The organism is Ruegeria sp. O5 (assembly GCF_056535105.1).
Genome location: NZ_JBQERN010000001.1, coordinates 41,310 through 55,891, shown reverse-complemented (window position 1 = coordinate 55,891; position 14,582 = coordinate 41,310). Strand labels below are relative to the sequence as shown.

The following is a 14,582-nucleotide window of genomic DNA, read 5'->3' as shown; positions in this document are numbered from 1 at the left end:
GAATGACCGCAAGTGACGCGCACACTCTGGATGTTTCAGCCGAGGATCGCCTGCGCGCGGATTTCTATAACTTTCTGGGTCTGTTACTGGCAGGTCCTCCAGACCAGATGTTGCTGAACCAAATGGCTGGTCTGGTCGGAGATGACACGAATCTTGGCAAGGCCATTCAATCCATGGCGCGGGTTGCCAAGGTGACCAAGCCAGCCGCTGCCGAACGGGAATTCAATGCGTTGTTCATCGGATTGGGCCGGGGTGAGTTGCTGCCTTACGCCAGTTTCTACCTGACGGGCTTCCTGAACGAGAAACCCTTGGCTCAGCTGCGCAATGACATGGCGGTTCGCGGGATCACACGTGCCCAGAACGTATTCGAGCCCGAAGATAACATCGCCTCATTGATGGAGATGATGGCCGGAATGATCGTCGGGCGTTTTGGCAGCCCGGCATCCCTGGATGACCAAAAGGCATTCTGGAGCAAGCATATCGGCCCGTGGGCCACGCATTTCTATTCGGATTTGGAAGCAGCCGAGAACTCGGTTCTTTATGCATCCGTCGGCACTGCCGGTCGGGTGTTCATGGAGATCGAGCGCGAAGCGTTCCGGATGACGACAGCGTGAACCGCTGTCATTCGCCAGCGCCCAAACGGGCGTTACACTGCAATTGGGAAAGGAGGTTCCCATGAGCAAGACCAAGGAAGAAGGCGCCACCCGCCGTGACTTCCTCAAACTGGCCGGAACCGCAGCACCTGCTGCCGTTGCCGCCGCCAGCCTGACCGGGAAGGCCGAAGCCGCCGCGCTGCCGACCGACGAAACCCGCATTCAGGATACTGCGCATACACGCGCCTACATCGAGAGCACCCGGTTCTAGGACCGGACGCTTTCACACCCGGCAGACGGTTGCGATTGGCCCTGACGTCGGTTTCAGCAGTACCAAGCCAGCCGTGGCTGACACGGCGCGCAAGGGAGGAAAGACATGCTTAGGAAAAAGACCAACGGGGTTGCGAGACGCCCCCAGCGGACAAGTATCCTGTCCCAGGTCGGCGAGAAAACCGTCGATCGCCGCGCATTCCTGCGTGGCTCGGGCCTGACGATCGGCGGCCTTGCCGCGATCAGCGCCACAGGTGGAACCGTGACGCCAGCCAGTGCCCAGACAGCGGCCAATCAGGCCGTCGAAAACATCAAATCCGTATGCACCCACTGTTCGGTCGGCTGTACCGTCGTTGCCGAAGTACAGAACGGTGTCTGGGTCGGGCAGGAACCCGGCTGGGACAGCCCGTTCAACCTGGGTGCACATTGTGCCAAGGGGGCTTCGGTTCGCGAGCACGCCCATGGCGAGCGCCGCCTGAAATATCCGATGAAGAAGGAAGGCGGCGAGTGGAAGCGCATCAGCTGGGAAGAGGCGATCAACGAGATCGGCGACGGCATGATGTCGATCCGCGAAGAATCCGGGCCCGACAGCGTGTATTGGCTGGGCTCAGCAAAACACAATAACGAACAGGCCTATCTGTTCCGCAAATTCGCTGCCTACTGGGGCACGAACAACGTGGATCATCAGGCCCGTATCTGTCACTCGACCACTGTTGCGGGTGTTGCGAATACATGGGGCTACGGCGCCATGACCAATTCGTATAACGACATCCACAACTCGCGCGCCATCTTCATCATCGGCGGCAACCCGGCCGAGGCGCACCCTGTCTCTCTGCTGCACGTTCTGCGCGCGAAAGAGCAGAACAACGCACCGCTGATCGTCTGCGACCCGCGATTTACGCGCACCGCGGCCCATGCGGATGAATATGTCCGTTTCCGCCCGGGTACAGACGTTGCGCTGATCTGGGGTATCCTGTGGCACATCTTCGACAACGGTTGGGAGGATAAAGAGTTCATCCGCACCCGTGTCTGGGGTATGGACCAGATTCAGGATGAGGTGGCCAAATGGACGCCTGAAGAAACAGAACGCGTCACTGGCGTGCCTGGCTCGCAACTGAAACGTGTTGCCCGAACAATGGCCAACAACCGCCCCGGCACGGTCATCTGGTGCATGGGCGGCACGCAGCACACCAACGGCAACAACAACACCCGCGCCTATTGCGTGCTTCAGCTTGCGCTGGGCAACATGGGTACCTCGGGTGGTGGCACCAATATCTTCCGCGGCCACGACAACGTGCAGGGCGCGACAGACCTTGGTGTGTTGTCCCACACCCTGCCCGGCTATTACGGCCTGTCTGCGGGCGCATGGGGTCACTGGAGCCGCGTCTGGGGTGAAGACCTGGATTGGCTGAAGGGCCAGTTCGCCACGATCAAGGGCAAAGACGGCAAGGACAAACCGCTGATGAATGAAAGCGGTATCCCGGTCTCTCGCTGGATCGACGGTGTTCTGGAAGATCCTGCGAACATGGATCAGGACAACAATGTCCGTGCCATGGTTCTGTGGGGTCACGCGCCGAACTCGCAAACACGGGGTCCGGAAATGAAAACGGCAATGGAAAAGCTGGACATGCTGGTCGTGATTGACCCGTATCCCACTGTCTCGGCCGTTCTGCATGACCGCACCGATGGCGTCTACCTTTTGCCCGCCTGTACGCAGTTCGAAACCCGTGGCTCGGTCACCGCGTCAAACCGCTCGTTGCAGTGGCGTGACAAGGTGGTTGATCCGCTGTTCGAAAGCCTGCCGGACGAGGTCATCATGGCCAAGTTCGCCAATAAGTTCGGTTGGGCGGATCGCCTGTTCCGCAATATCGAGATGGAAGACCCCGAGACCCCGAATGTTGAAAGCATCACGCGTGAATTCAACTCAGGCCTCTGGACCATTGGATATACCGGGCAGTCGCCGGAGCGCTTGAAAAGCCATATGGCCAATCAGCACACGTTCGACCGAACCACGCTGCAAGCCATTGGTGGACCAAACGACGGCGAATATTATGGTCTGCCCTGGCCGTGCTGGGGAACCGCTGAGATGGGTCATACGGGGACTCCGAACCTCTATGACATGTCCAAACCGGTGGCCGAAGGCGGCCTGACCTTCCGCGCCAGGTTCGGAGTGGAACGCGATGGCGACAACCTGCTGGCCGAAGGGGTCTATAGCGTTGGATCAGAAATTCAGGACGGATACCCTGAATTCACGATGCAGATGCTGATGGACCTTGGCTGGGACGGTGACCTGACGGCTGAAGAACGCGCTGCAATCGATGCCGTTGCAGGCCCCGAGACCAACTGGAAAACCGACCTTTCGGGCGGTATCCAGCGGGTGGCGATCAAGCATGGCTGTGCGCCCTTCGGGAACGCCAAGGCCCGCGCGGTCGTCTGGACCTTCCCGGATCCGATCCCACTGCATCGCGAGCCGCTTTATACGAACCGGCGTGATCTGGTGGTGGACTATCCAACCTACGAAGACCGGCACGCCTATCGCCTGCCCACCCTTTATGCTTCGATCCAAAAGAACGACTTTTCAAAGGATTACCCGATAATCCTGACGTCAGGTCGTCTGGTTGAATATGAAGGCGGCGGCGAGGAAAGCCGGTCTAACCCATGGCTTGCTGAACTTCAGCAGGACATGTTCGTCGAGATCAATCCGCGCGATGCCAACAACCTTGGCATTCGGGACGGGCAACAGGTCTGGGTCGAAGGTCCGGAAGGCGGTAAGGTCAAGGTGATGGCGATGCTGACCAATCGGGTCGGTGCCGGTGTCGCCTTCATGCCTTTCCACTTTGGCGGCCATTTCCAGGGCGAGGACTTGCGGCACAAATACCCCGCCGGTGCTGACCCCTATGTTCTGGGCGAAAGTTCCAACACCGCCCAGACTTATGGCTATGATTCAGTGACCCAGATGCAGGAGACCAAGTGTACTCTCTGCAAGATCTCGGCAGCGTAAGGAGGACGATTAATGGCTAGAGCAAAGTTTCTCTGCGACGCTGAACGCTGCATCGAATGCAACGCCTGCGTAACCGCGTGCAAGAACGAGCATGAGGTACCCTGGGGTATCAACCGCCGCAGGGTGGTGACGATCAATGACGGCAATCCGGGCGAACGCTCGATCTCGGTGGCCTGTATGCATTGTTCGGATGCGCCCTGCATGGCGGTGTGCCCGGTCGACTGCTTCTACCAGAACGAAGAAGGTGTTGTCCTGCACTCCAAGGACCTGTGCATCGGTTGCGGTTATTGCTTTTACGCATGCCCGTTTGGCGCGCCGCAATACCCGCAGGCAGGCAATTTCGGTTCACGCGGCAAGATGGACAAATGCACCTTCTGCGCCGGTGGTCCCGAAGAAAACCACTCGACCGCAGAGTTCGCCAAATATGGTCGCAACCGGATCGCCGAGGGCAAACTGCCCATCTGCGCCGAAATGTGCTCCACCAAGGCCCTGCTTGCCGGTGACGGCGACGTGGTGTCGGCTGTTTACCGTGAACGCGTCGTGGCGCGCGGTTTCGGCTCGGGCGCCTGGGGTTGGGGTACTGCCTACGACCAGAAAGACGGCTAAGCCGCTGTCTGCACAAAGCAATGGACAACCCGCTCGGCGCGGGTTGTCCGATCTTGGAATTTGACCGAGGTTCAGATGCTCCGCTTTCTCATCGCTTTTCTGTTCACCCTTGGACTGACCTTTTCGGCAGCCGCCCAAACGACCGATGACAGCAACGCCACGCCTGAAAGGGCGGGAACCGGCGGAGCGACGACCCTTGAAGATATTCTCGCCCGGCAACGTGGTGAGCAGGTGGATAACGGATATCGCTCCGGCAATACCGGCCAGAGCAATGTCGAGGGTCTGATGGGTCAGCTTGGCACCCGTGGTGTCGCGTCGGACAGTGATGTATATCGTGCGTTGCGCTATGGCTCGGCCAATGTGACCGTATCGTCAAACGGCCCCGCTGCAAGCGTGTTGATACAGGATGGCGGCATGTGGTGGCTGAACTTCCGCAGCGGACCGCTGCGCGAATATGGCACTTACATCATCGCCGGGATGCTGGGCATCATTCTGCTGTTCTTCCTGATCCGTGGGAAAATCCGCATCGATGGAGAGAAAACAGGCCGAACGGTCACCCGTTTCAACGGGATTGAACGTTTTGGCCATTGGCTGTTTGCTGGATCGTTCCTGATCCTCGGCATTACTGGTTTGCTTACGCTCTATGGTCGCGACTTCCTGATCCCGATCTTCGGCAAGGAAGGTTTCGCCACCATCGCACAGGGCTGCAAGTGGCTGCATAATAATCTGGCCTGGGCTTTCATGCTGGGTCTGATCATCGTCACGGTGAACTGGATTGCTCATAACATCCCCAACCGCACTGACCTGAAATGGCTGGCCGCTGGCGGGGGCCTGTTCACCAAGGGCAACCACCCGCCCGCCCGGAAATTTAATGCGGGGCAAAAGATCATCTTCTGGGCCTGCATCCTGCTGGGCGTGTCGATCAGCCTGTCCGGCTTGTCACTGCTGTTCCCGTTCGAGATGCCCCTGTTCGCCAAGACCTTCTCGGTCGCAAACGCCACGGGTATTCCGCAGGCGCTGGGTCTGACCTTGCCGGTGCAGATGTCACCGCAGGAAGAGATGCAATTCGCCCAAGTCTGGCATGTCATGATTGCCTATGTGTTCATCGCGATCATCGTCGCGCATATCTATCTCGGCTCGGTCGGGATGGAGGGCGCGTTTGACGCCATGGGAACCGGAGAGGTCGAAGAACAATGGGCGCGCGAGCATCACTCGCTCTGGCTGGAAGAGGTGCAGGAAAAAGAGGCTGGCAAAGCAGCCGCCTCACCCGCTGAATAGATGCGTGGGCTGGTTCTGGCGCTGGCGCTAGTGCCCCTGCCCGCCGTGGCAGAATTCTTCACGCTGAAAGGGCATGGCGGCCCCATCATGGGCATCGCCACCGCGCCAGACGGTCGCATCGCAACAGCCAGTTTCGATAACTCTGTGGGTCTTTGGACCGGGCAAACGCCAAATTGGTTCGAAGGGCACGAGGCCGCCGTGAACGCAGTCGCGTTCAACGGCTCCGCTTTCTTTTCTGCCGGAGACGATTTCACCCTGCGCAAATGGCCAAGCGGTGAAATCATTGGCCGACACAAGGGGAAGATTGTTGGCCTTGCCGCGTCAGAAACCCTTATTGCCACGGCCAGCTGGGATGGAACAATCGGCCTGTGGCCTGTCGATGGCACAGAACCCGCGCGGCTTGGACCGACCGGCAGTGGCGTAAACGCGGTCGCATTCTCACCTGACGGCACGCAGCTTTTTTCGGCGGGCGTCGACGGCGCTTTGCGCTTATGGGATGTGTCCAGCGGGCAAGAAACAAGGCGTCTGGTCGAGCACGGGTTCGGCATCAATGAACTGGCGCTGAATGCACAGGACAACTGGCTCGCTTATGGTGCGGTAGACGGTGTCACACGTATCCTTGACCTTTCCAACGGTGAAGAGCGCGATTTCACTCTGGACCGCCGCCCGATCCTTGCCCTTGCGCTCAGCCCGGATCGGAAACTTTTGGCCGTAGGCGATGGCGAAGGGTATATTATGGTCATCGACACCGTCGATTGGCGCATTGCACAGGATTTTCGCGCCACGTTGCGCGGTCCGGTCTGGGCTTTGGCATTTTCCAAAGACGGTAAAAACATCCATGCGGGCGGACTTGACGAGGCGATGTACAGCTGGCCTGTGGACGCTCTGTCCGACCAACACCAGATGGCCTCGACAGAACCGAGTTTCCTGAAAAATCCTGATGAGATGGACAACGGGGAACGCCAGTTTGCGCGCAAATGTTCGATCTGTCACAGCCTGTCATCCGATAACGCGCGACGTGCAGGCCCAACCCTGCACGGTGTATTTGGACGTCAGGCCGGCACGGTTCGTGGATATTTGTACTCGGATACATTGCAAGGCTCTGATATCATTTGGAATGACGAGACAATAAATGCCCTTTTCGACGAGGGGCCAGACCACTACATTCCGGGGTCGAAAATGCCGATGCAGCGAATTGCCAAAGCACAGGATCGCCAGGATCTTATCGCTTTTCTGCGTCGCGCAACAACTGACCGGAACTGAACCGGAGGAGCCCATGAAAGCCTTTCTTGCCGCCGTCGCCACGATGGTCGTTATTGCAGGCGCAGCCCCGTTTGTGCTGGAACAGATCGGGTTCAGCACCGCTGACACTACGTCCGGCATCGCCGTGCGCCTCGACTGAATGGCGCAATATCTGACCACCCGTGAACTGGCCGATCTGCTGCGCATTGGCGAGCGGAAGGCTTATGACCTTGCCTCGTCAGGCGAGGTGCCGTGTGTGCGCGCCATGGGCAAGCTGTTATTTCCGCGGGCCGAGATCATTGCCTGGCTCAACGCGTCGCGATCCGGCCCTCAGGTCGCAGAACCGCCCCTGCCCCCGATCATAGCAGGCAGCCACGATCCCTTGCTGGACTGGGCGCTGCGTGAAAGTGGGTCGGGGCTGGCCACCTATTACGACGGTTCTTTTGATGGCCTGATCAGGCTCAGTGAACGCAGCGCGCAGGGCGCTGTGTTACACATCCACGAAAATGGCGGATTCAACAAGGAATCCCTGCAAGACACTTTGGGCGAAGCCCCGGTGATCCTATACGAAGTCGCCCGACGTGAGCGTGGATTGCTTCTTGCCCCGGGCATATCCGACATCAATTCTTTTGACGACCTCAAGTCACGCACCGTCATACTGCGTCAGGACAGTGCGGCAAGCCAGCGCCTGTTTGACGCCCAACTGGACGCCCACGGCCTGCGCCGGGATGATCTGGACATTCGACCCGGCTGCGCACGTACAGAAGAAGAGCTTGCGATCGCCCTGCATGACCGGAAGGCCGAGGCCGGTTTTGGGCTTGGCGCCCTAGCCGGTCTCTACAACTTGGGTTTTGTCCCCACTCATTCCGAGCGGCTGGATCTTGCCATCTGGCGTCGGGCCTTTTTCGATCCGCCGATACAGAAACTGCTAACCCTGTTGCGCTCGGGTCAGTTCGCCCAGCGGGCGCGCGAGTTCGGCGGCTATGACCTGTCTGGTCTTGGCACGATCCACCACAATGGGGCCAGCGGGTGAAAATCCACCCGCGCCTTCATCTTTTCAAAAATACTCGCCCCGCAGGGGCTGGCCGCAGGCCAGCTTAATGCGCATTGGGGAAAAACACCTGCTGACCGTCCAGCCGGAAAGAGGCGATCGCCTGCTGCCCGTCGGGCCCGGTCAACCAGTCGATGAAACGCTGACCAGCGGCCGCCCGTACATGCGGATGCTTTTCAGGATTCACGAGGATCACACCATATTGGTTGAACAGACGCGGGTCGCCTTCGACCAGGATCTCAAGATTGCCTCTGTTACCAAAGGACAGCCACGTCGCCCGATCTGTCAGAGTGTACGCGTCCATGCCGCTGGCAACGTTCAGCGTCGCCCCCATACCTGAACCGGTTTCCCGATACCAACTGCCGGACGCGCCGGTTGGGTCCAGCCCCGCAGCCGACCAATGCCGCAGCTCGGCCTTGTGCGTTCCGCTGTCATCACCGCGCGACGCAAACGGGGCTTCAGCCTTTGCAATCGCTGTAAGAGCGCTCAGAATGTCGGCACCACCGCGAATTCCGGCGGGATCTGCCTTGGGGCCCACCAATACAAAATCGTTATACATCAGGTCCTTCCGTTCCATGCCATATCCATCAGCGACGAATTTCTCTTCGGCGGATTTGGCGTGAACCAGCAGGACGTCTCCGTCACCATTGACGGCATTGCGGATTGCCTGACCGGTTCCTACGGCCACAACGCGCACGTCAATGCCCGACTCGGCCTCGAACCACGGCAGAATATAGTCCAACAGCCCCGAATTCTGGGTGGATGTCGTAGACTGCACGACAATGAACGGTGTCTCTGCCAAGGCCGCATTTGCCGACAGACCAAAGGCTATCACCGCTGCCCGAAGTATTGCGCGGAACATCATTTTCTCCGTTTTATCTTTTAGGTAACCAATCCACCCGCGAGGTAGCGACGCGATGCTTCGCTTTCGGGGGTATCCAAAACCTGCTTTGCGGGGCCGTGTTCAACCACATGACCGCCCTGCATCATGACCACATCCGACGCCAAACGACGGGCCTGGCCAATATCATGTGTGACCATCACGATCCGTACACCCCGCGCCGAGGCGCGCAGAACCATACGTTCGATCATCTGTGTTGCGCCGGGATCAAGGGCGCTGGTCGGTTCGTCCAGAAACAGTGTTTCGGGCTCCAGCGCCAAGGCACGCAAAATGGCCAGCCTCTGGGCCTCGCCCCCTGAGAGCGACCGGGCAGATTGCCAGGCCTTCCCCTCCAGCCCGCCTTCGGCCAGCAACTCGATGATACGTGCCTTTCTCGCCGCTCGCCCCATGCCCTGACGCTTGAGGACAAAGCCCAGGTTTGCAGCAACAGACCGTCGCAACAGAACCGGTCTCTGAAATACCATGGCTTGGCGCGTTTTCTGCGCGGCGCCCAGAGGGTTTCCGTCCTGCACCACCCGCCCGCGATCCGGCGAGATCAGGCCATGCAAGCACCGTAGCAACAGACTTTTTCCCGCACCGTTGGGGCCAAGAAGCAACGTCGGCCCTGGACCATCCAGAATCAATGAAGGAACATCCAGCAAAACCTTGCCGTTGCTGCGAATTTGCACATTTTCAACCGTCAGACAGTTCGACATGTCACAGATCACGTCACGCATGGCGCAACCCCTCCTGTTCGGCCCGCAAACTGACCGCGCTGACCATCGCGTTTACGGCAATTGCAATCCCGATCAGGATCGCCCCCAGCGCCAGTGCCAGCGACAGATTTCCCTTCGACGTTTCAAGCGCAATGGTTGTGGTCATCACGCGGGTCACATGATTGATGTTTCCGCCAACGATGATAACCGCGCCCACCTCGGCAATGGCGCGTCCGAAACCGGCAAGCAGGGCCGTGACAAGTGCCAGTCGCGCATCCCACAACAAAACCGGAACCGAGGCCAGCCGTGACACGCCCAAGGACCGCAGCTGTTCAGAATATTCCTCAGCCAACATTTCAACAACCTGTCGCGTCAGAGCCGCGACAATGGGAGTGACCAACACCACCTGCGCGATGATCATGGCGGTCGGAGTGTACAAAAGCTCAAGCACCCCCAAGGGGCCCGAACGGGACAGCATCAGATAGACCAGCAGGCCCACGACAACCGGTGGAAACCCCATCAGTGCATTCGTCAGGACGATCAGCATCCGGCGGCCGGGGAACCGGGCGACGGCCAACGCAGCCCCCACGGGCATTCCGATCAGAGCAGAAACCAGCACCGCAAATACGGACACTTTCAGAGACAACAGCACAATTGCCCACAGCTCAGAATCTCCCCCAAGGATCAAGGCAATCGCAGCGCTGAATTCTGATGAAAATTCCTGCATTTTATTCCCTATAGTCGACCCTTCGTATAAAAACGCGTAAGTTTACAGGGAAATACTACTTTATATCGGTGCCAAGTACAGACACAATTCCGACACCACGAATGCGAAACGCGGCCCCGATTGGGACCGCGCTTTTGACCTTCAAACTAACGGTTAGCGTCAGTTCAGAGCAGCGTCCGTAATCTGGTGCGTCCAGGCCCCTTCAGGTGTCTTGGTGATCACCGGGTCAGAACCTCCGGCCAGCAGGGTACCAACGGTGCGATCAAAATCCGCCGGGTCCAGCGCGCCGTTCGAACCTGCGGTCAACTTGGCGATCTCACCCATCATGCGTTTCTGATGTTCTTCCGTCTGCGCACCCGTTGCATCGTTCTCCAGCACGATATCCGCCGCTTCGTCGGGGTTCTCTTCGGCGTATTTCCAACCTTTCATCGAGGCTCGAACAAACCGCTGCATCTTGTCGGTGAAGGCCGCATCGCTGAGATTTTCTTCCAGAACGTAAAGACCATCTTCCAGCGTCGCGACACCCTGGTCTTCGTATTTGAAGGTTACCAGTTCATCCGGGCTGACACCGGCATCGATGACCTGCCAGTATTCATTGTAGGTCATGGTGCTGATGCAATCCGCCTGACGTTGCAGCAGCGGATCGACGTTGAAGCCCTGTTTCAGAACTTCCACACCGTTGTCGCCTTTCCCATCAGTGCTGATGCCCAACTGGCTCATCCAGCTCATGAACGGGAACTCATTGCCAAAGAACCAGACACCCAGAGTGCGGTTCTTCAGGTCCTCAGGCGACGAAATACCGGCATCTTTCCAGCAGGTCAGCATCATGCCCGAGCTTTTGAACGGCTGGGCGATGTTCACCAACGGCAACCCTTTTTCACGTGCGGCCAGAGCGGCAGGCATCCATTCAACGGTCACATCAGCACCGCCGCCCGCAATCACCTGTGTCGGAGCGATGTCAGGCCCACCGGGCAGAATGGTAACGTCCAGCCCTTCTTCCTCGTAAAAGCCCTTGTCCTTGGCAACGTAGTAGCCCGCGAATTGTGCTTGCGTGACCCATTTCAGTTGCAGTGTCACTTCATCCGCCGCCAGCGCCGTACTGGCTGCCAGACCAAAGGCGGCAACCGCCCCGCTGAATAGCTTGTTCATCTTCATTTCTCCTAGTTGCTTGTTGCGCCCCGATTTTCAGGGTCTGTTGATTTTCTTCGTCTTATCCGCGTTGTGAGGGGTGCCAGAACGTCACCACTTTTTCGATTCCCGCCACCAGGCCATAAAAGGCCGTACCCGCGATAGCGGCAACAACGATTTCGGCCCAGACCATGTCCAACGACAATTGACCGACGCTGGTGGAAATCCGAAATCCCATACCGAGCGTTGGCGATCCGAAGAATTCCGCCACGATGGCGCCAATCAAAGCCAAAGTTGTCGAAATCTTCAACCCGTTGAAAATGAAAGGCATCGCCGCAGGCAGCCGCAGCTTCAGAAAGCTCTGCCAATAGCTTGCAGCATAGGTTTCCATCAAGTCACGCTGCATTGCGGTGGCCTCGCGCAGACCGGCCACGGTATTGACCAGCATCGGAAAGAACACCATCACAACGACCACCGCCGCTTTGGAATGCCAATCAAACCCGAACCACATGACCAGAATGGGTGCCGTTCCCACAATGGGCAAAGCCGCGACGAAATTTCCCACTGGCAATAGCCCCAAACGCAGGAAATCCCACCGATCGACGGCAATCGCCAAAAGGAAGGCCGATCCACAGCCGATGACATATCCGCTGAGCGCCCCTTTCAGGATCGTCTGAACAAAGTCGGCCCAAAGAATGTCAAGGCTACCTGCAAATCGCACCGCTATGGCAGACGGTGCCGGTAGAATGACCAGCGGCACTTCAAGCCCACGGACCACCAGCTCCCAGGCTCCAACAATGGTCAGACCAAAAATCACCGATGCCAGAAAGCGTACCATCTGGCTGTCGGCTTGCGGGCCACTGGCCAATCGGCTGTTCAACCACCAGCCGAAAGCCCACAGCAGCAAAGCAAAGACAACCAACATCATTGCGCCATCCCCATCCGCTTCAGAACCGACCGTTCAATCAATCCCAGCAAACCGACCAGGCAGGCAGCCAGAATGGCCGCAGCAAACAGCGCTGACCATATCTGCACGGTTTGACCATAGTAACTGCCTGCCAGCAACCGAGCACCCAATCCTGCGACAGCGCCTGTCGGCAGCTCACCCACGATTGCGCCGACCAACGACGCCGCGATACCGATCTTCAACGAGGTGAACAGGTATGGCATCGACGCCGGCAGGCGCAGTTTCCAAAACCCCTGCGATTGGCTGGCATTATAAGTCCGCAACAGGTCAAGTTGCATTGCGTCAGGGCTGCGCAACCCTTTCACCATGCCGACGACCACCGGGAAAAAACTCAGATACGCTGAGATGATCGCCTTGGGAATGATCCCCTGAACCCCGACCGAGTAAAGAACCACGATAATCATCGGTGCCAAAGCGATAATCGGGATCGTCTGGCTAACGATAGCCCATGGCATGACCGACAAATCCATCACGCGGCTATGCACGATCCCAACGGCCAACAGGACACCCAGCCCGGTCCCGATGACAAAGCCCAGCATCGTAGCGCTGAGTGTCACCCACCCATGAAAGATCAGCGATCTCTTCGAGTTGATTTTCTTCAGAACAGTTGTATCCCACAGTTCAATCGCCACCTGATGAGGTGATGGCAAACGGGGCTTGCCTTGCTCCCAAGTTGCTGGAATCGCGAACGAATTATTCAGAACCAGACCGAACTCTCCCAGATCCCGGCGCGCACTTGCGGTGGGTGGCTGAACCTCGGCACCGCCACGTTCAAGCTCGGTCAAAACCCCTTTGATGTTCATCGGAACGCAAGCGACATACCAAAACAGAACGATCACGGCGACGACGGTGAAAACGGCAATGATCTGCTTCATGCGTGCCACTCCATTCGATAGACGGGCACTGTATTCGGCGGTACGGGTGGTTCTTCGGCAGTTACCTCGAACCCTTCACGGCGGTAAAACCTCTGCGCCGCCTGATTGGGTTTGTGTGTTGTCAGCCAAAGATGGGTCCGACCCTGCTTCGCCTTGGCAACGAAACGCTTGCCAATTCCCTGCCCCGTCCGGCTGCAATACAACGCACCGATTTTACACTGCGCCGGATCTATGGACATGTAGCAATCAACCGGATCACCCGCGACCCAGATCTCGCGACTGTCGAACGCTTCGTGGATCAGGGTCGCCAATTCCTCCACCGGCAATTCATCAGGCATCCAGGCCGTCTGCCAGGCCCAGTTGTAAATCACGCGGGCACAAGCCGGCACGTCACTTACCACGGCCCGTCTGATGGTTTCTGCCCCCGGATCAGTCGTCATAAGAATGCCCCGCCCGCAACCCGTCGCGAACACGATGGGCCACTTCGATGAATTCCGGAGTGTCACGAATGTCCAACGGCCGTTCCTTTGGCAGAGGGCTGTCGATCACATCCGTAATCCGCCCCGGCCGCGGGCTCATCACGACAATTTTGGTGCTCAGATATACGGCTTCGGGAATCGAATGCGTCACGAAGCCGATGGTCTTTTCTGTTCTGGCCCAAAGCGCCAGAAGCTGCTCGTTCAAGTGGTCTCGCACAATCTCATCCAAAGCGCCGAACGGCTCATCCATCAACAAGATATCAGCATCAAAGGCCAAAGCCCGGGCGATGCTGGCGCGCTGCTGCATCCCACCGGATAACTGCCAGGGAAACTTTCCTCCAAATCCTTCAAGATCAACCAGTTCCAGGACTTTTCTCACCCTTTCCTCCTGCTCGGATGCGGAATAGCCCATGATCTCAAGCGGCAACTTGATGTTCTTTGCTATGGTGCGCCAGGGATAAAGGCCCGCTGCCTGAAAGACATACCCATAGGCCCTGTTCCGCCGTGCTTCGTCCGCTGTCATTCCGTTGACAGTCAGCGACCCGCCGGTCGGTGTCTCCAAGGCCGCAATACAGCGCAGGAAAGTGGTTTTCCCACAGCCCGAGGGGCCTATGAAACTAACAAATTCACCCTTGTCGATCGTCAGGTTCACGTCTTTCAACGCGTGAACAGGCCCGTCATTGGTTTGAAAGGTGAGGTCAAGCTGCCTTGCTTCGATGACGTGCTGGGTCGTGCTTTCAGTGGTCATTCTACTGCCTTGAAAAGAGTG

Annotated in this window: 16 protein-coding genes; 8 read left to right on the top strand and 8 right to left on the bottom strand. The window is 58.1% G+C overall.

All coding sequences use genetic code 11. The annotated features are described in order from the left end of the window. The first annotated feature begins 2 nt into the window (after nt 1-2). The 8 genes from ACR0M3_RS00270 to ACR0M3_RS00235 all read left to right on the top strand — a co-directional run bounded on the left by ACR0M3_RS00270 (nt 3) and on the right by ACR0M3_RS00235 (nt 8,023). Nucleotides 3-614, top strand: a complete 612-nt coding sequence (locus ACR0M3_RS00270; protein ID WP_480909146.1) for a TorD/DmsD family molecular chaperone — start codon at nt 3-5, stop codon at nt 612-614. A gap of 61 nt (nt 615-675) precedes the next feature. Further along, entirely contained in the window at nt 676-864 is a 189-nt protein-coding gene (locus tag ACR0M3_RS00265) for a ubiquinol-cytochrome c reductase iron-sulfur subunit N-terminal domain-containing protein (RefSeq protein ID WP_209504175.1), read from the top strand. Between the two features lie 105 nt (nt 865-969). Next, a complete protein-coding gene (locus ACR0M3_RS00260; RefSeq protein ID WP_267365565.1) occupies nt 970-3,864 on the top strand; it encodes a formate dehydrogenase subunit alpha in 2,895 nt (964 codons plus the stop codon). Between the two features lie 12 nt (nt 3,865-3,876). Next, a complete protein-coding gene (gene fdh3B / locus ACR0M3_RS00255) occupies nt 3,877-4,470 on the top strand; it encodes a formate dehydrogenase FDH3 subunit beta (RefSeq protein ID WP_209504177.1) in 594 nt (197 codons plus the stop codon). Between the two features lie 75 nt (nt 4,471-4,545). Next, nucleotides 4,546-5,748 carry a formate dehydrogenase subunit gamma gene (locus tag ACR0M3_RS00250; protein WP_480565140.1) on the top strand — a complete coding sequence of 401 codons (1,203 nt, stop codon included), beginning with the start codon at nt 4,546-4,548 and terminating at the stop codon, nt 5,746-5,748. Next, nucleotides 5,749-7,011, top strand: coding sequence for a c-type cytochrome (locus ACR0M3_RS00245; RefSeq protein WP_480869163.1), 1,263 nt, complete (start codon nt 5,749-5,751; stop codon nt 7,009-7,011). A gap of 13 nt (nt 7,012-7,024) precedes the next feature. Beyond that, nucleotides 7,025-7,150: a hypothetical protein gene (locus ACR0M3_RS00240; protein WP_267365569.1), complete on the top strand. Its 126-nt coding sequence runs from the start codon at nt 7,025-7,027 to the stop codon at nt 7,148-7,150. After that, nucleotides 7,151-8,023 (top strand): helix-turn-helix transcriptional regulator, encoded by an 873-nt coding sequence (locus ACR0M3_RS00235; RefSeq protein WP_267365570.1) that lies wholly within the window; start codon nt 7,151-7,153, stop codon nt 8,021-8,023. It abuts the gene before it with no gap. A gap of 64 nt (nt 8,024-8,087) precedes the next feature. On the opposite strand, the gene ACR0M3_RS00230 is transcribed toward ACR0M3_RS00235, so the two are convergent. From ACR0M3_RS00230 to ACR0M3_RS00195, 8 genes are all read right to left on the bottom strand, one after another. After that, the gene (locus tag ACR0M3_RS00230) at nt 8,088-8,903 is read right to left on the bottom strand and encodes an ABC transporter substrate-binding protein (protein WP_480909144.1); all 816 of its coding nucleotides are present in this window, start codon (nt 8,901-8,903) and stop codon (nt 8,088-8,090) included. Between the two features lie 20 nt (nt 8,904-8,923). Next, complete coding sequence (locus tag ACR0M3_RS00225) at nt 8,924-9,658, bottom strand: ATP-binding cassette domain-containing protein (RefSeq protein ID WP_480909141.1); 735 nt, start codon at nt 9,656-9,658, stop codon at nt 8,924-8,926. After that, complete coding sequence (locus tag ACR0M3_RS00220) at nt 9,651-10,364, bottom strand: ABC transporter permease (RefSeq protein ID WP_480909139.1); 714 nt, start codon at nt 10,362-10,364, stop codon at nt 9,651-9,653. Before ACR0M3_RS00220 ends, ACR0M3_RS00225 begins: the two co-directional genes overlap by 8 nt. A 159-nt stretch (nt 10,365-10,523) precedes the next feature. Then, the gene (locus tag ACR0M3_RS00215; RefSeq protein WP_480476654.1) at nt 10,524-11,513 is read right to left on the bottom strand and encodes an ABC transporter substrate-binding protein; all 990 of its coding nucleotides are present in this window, start codon (nt 11,511-11,513) and stop codon (nt 10,524-10,526) included. Between the two features lie 61 nt (nt 11,514-11,574). Further along, nucleotides 11,575-12,420, bottom strand: a complete 846-nt coding sequence (locus ACR0M3_RS00210; RefSeq protein ID WP_480909137.1) for an ABC transporter permease — start codon at nt 12,418-12,420, stop codon at nt 11,575-11,577. Continuing rightward, entirely contained in the window at nt 12,417-13,334 is a 918-nt protein-coding gene (locus ACR0M3_RS00205) for an ABC transporter permease (protein ID WP_480565157.1), read from the bottom strand. Before ACR0M3_RS00205 ends, ACR0M3_RS00210 begins: the two co-directional genes overlap by 4 nt. Then, nucleotides 13,331-13,774: an N-acetyltransferase family protein gene (locus ACR0M3_RS00200; protein WP_480909134.1), complete on the bottom strand. Its 444-nt coding sequence runs from the start codon at nt 13,772-13,774 to the stop codon at nt 13,331-13,333. The genes ACR0M3_RS00205 and ACR0M3_RS00200 overlap by 4 nt, the downstream gene beginning before the upstream one ends. After that, a complete protein-coding gene (locus ACR0M3_RS00195) occupies nt 13,764-14,561 on the bottom strand; it encodes an ABC transporter ATP-binding protein (RefSeq protein ID WP_209595940.1) in 798 nt (265 codons plus the stop codon). Before ACR0M3_RS00195 ends, ACR0M3_RS00200 begins: the two co-directional genes overlap by 11 nt. Between the last annotated feature and the right edge of the window lie 21 nt (nt 14,562-14,582).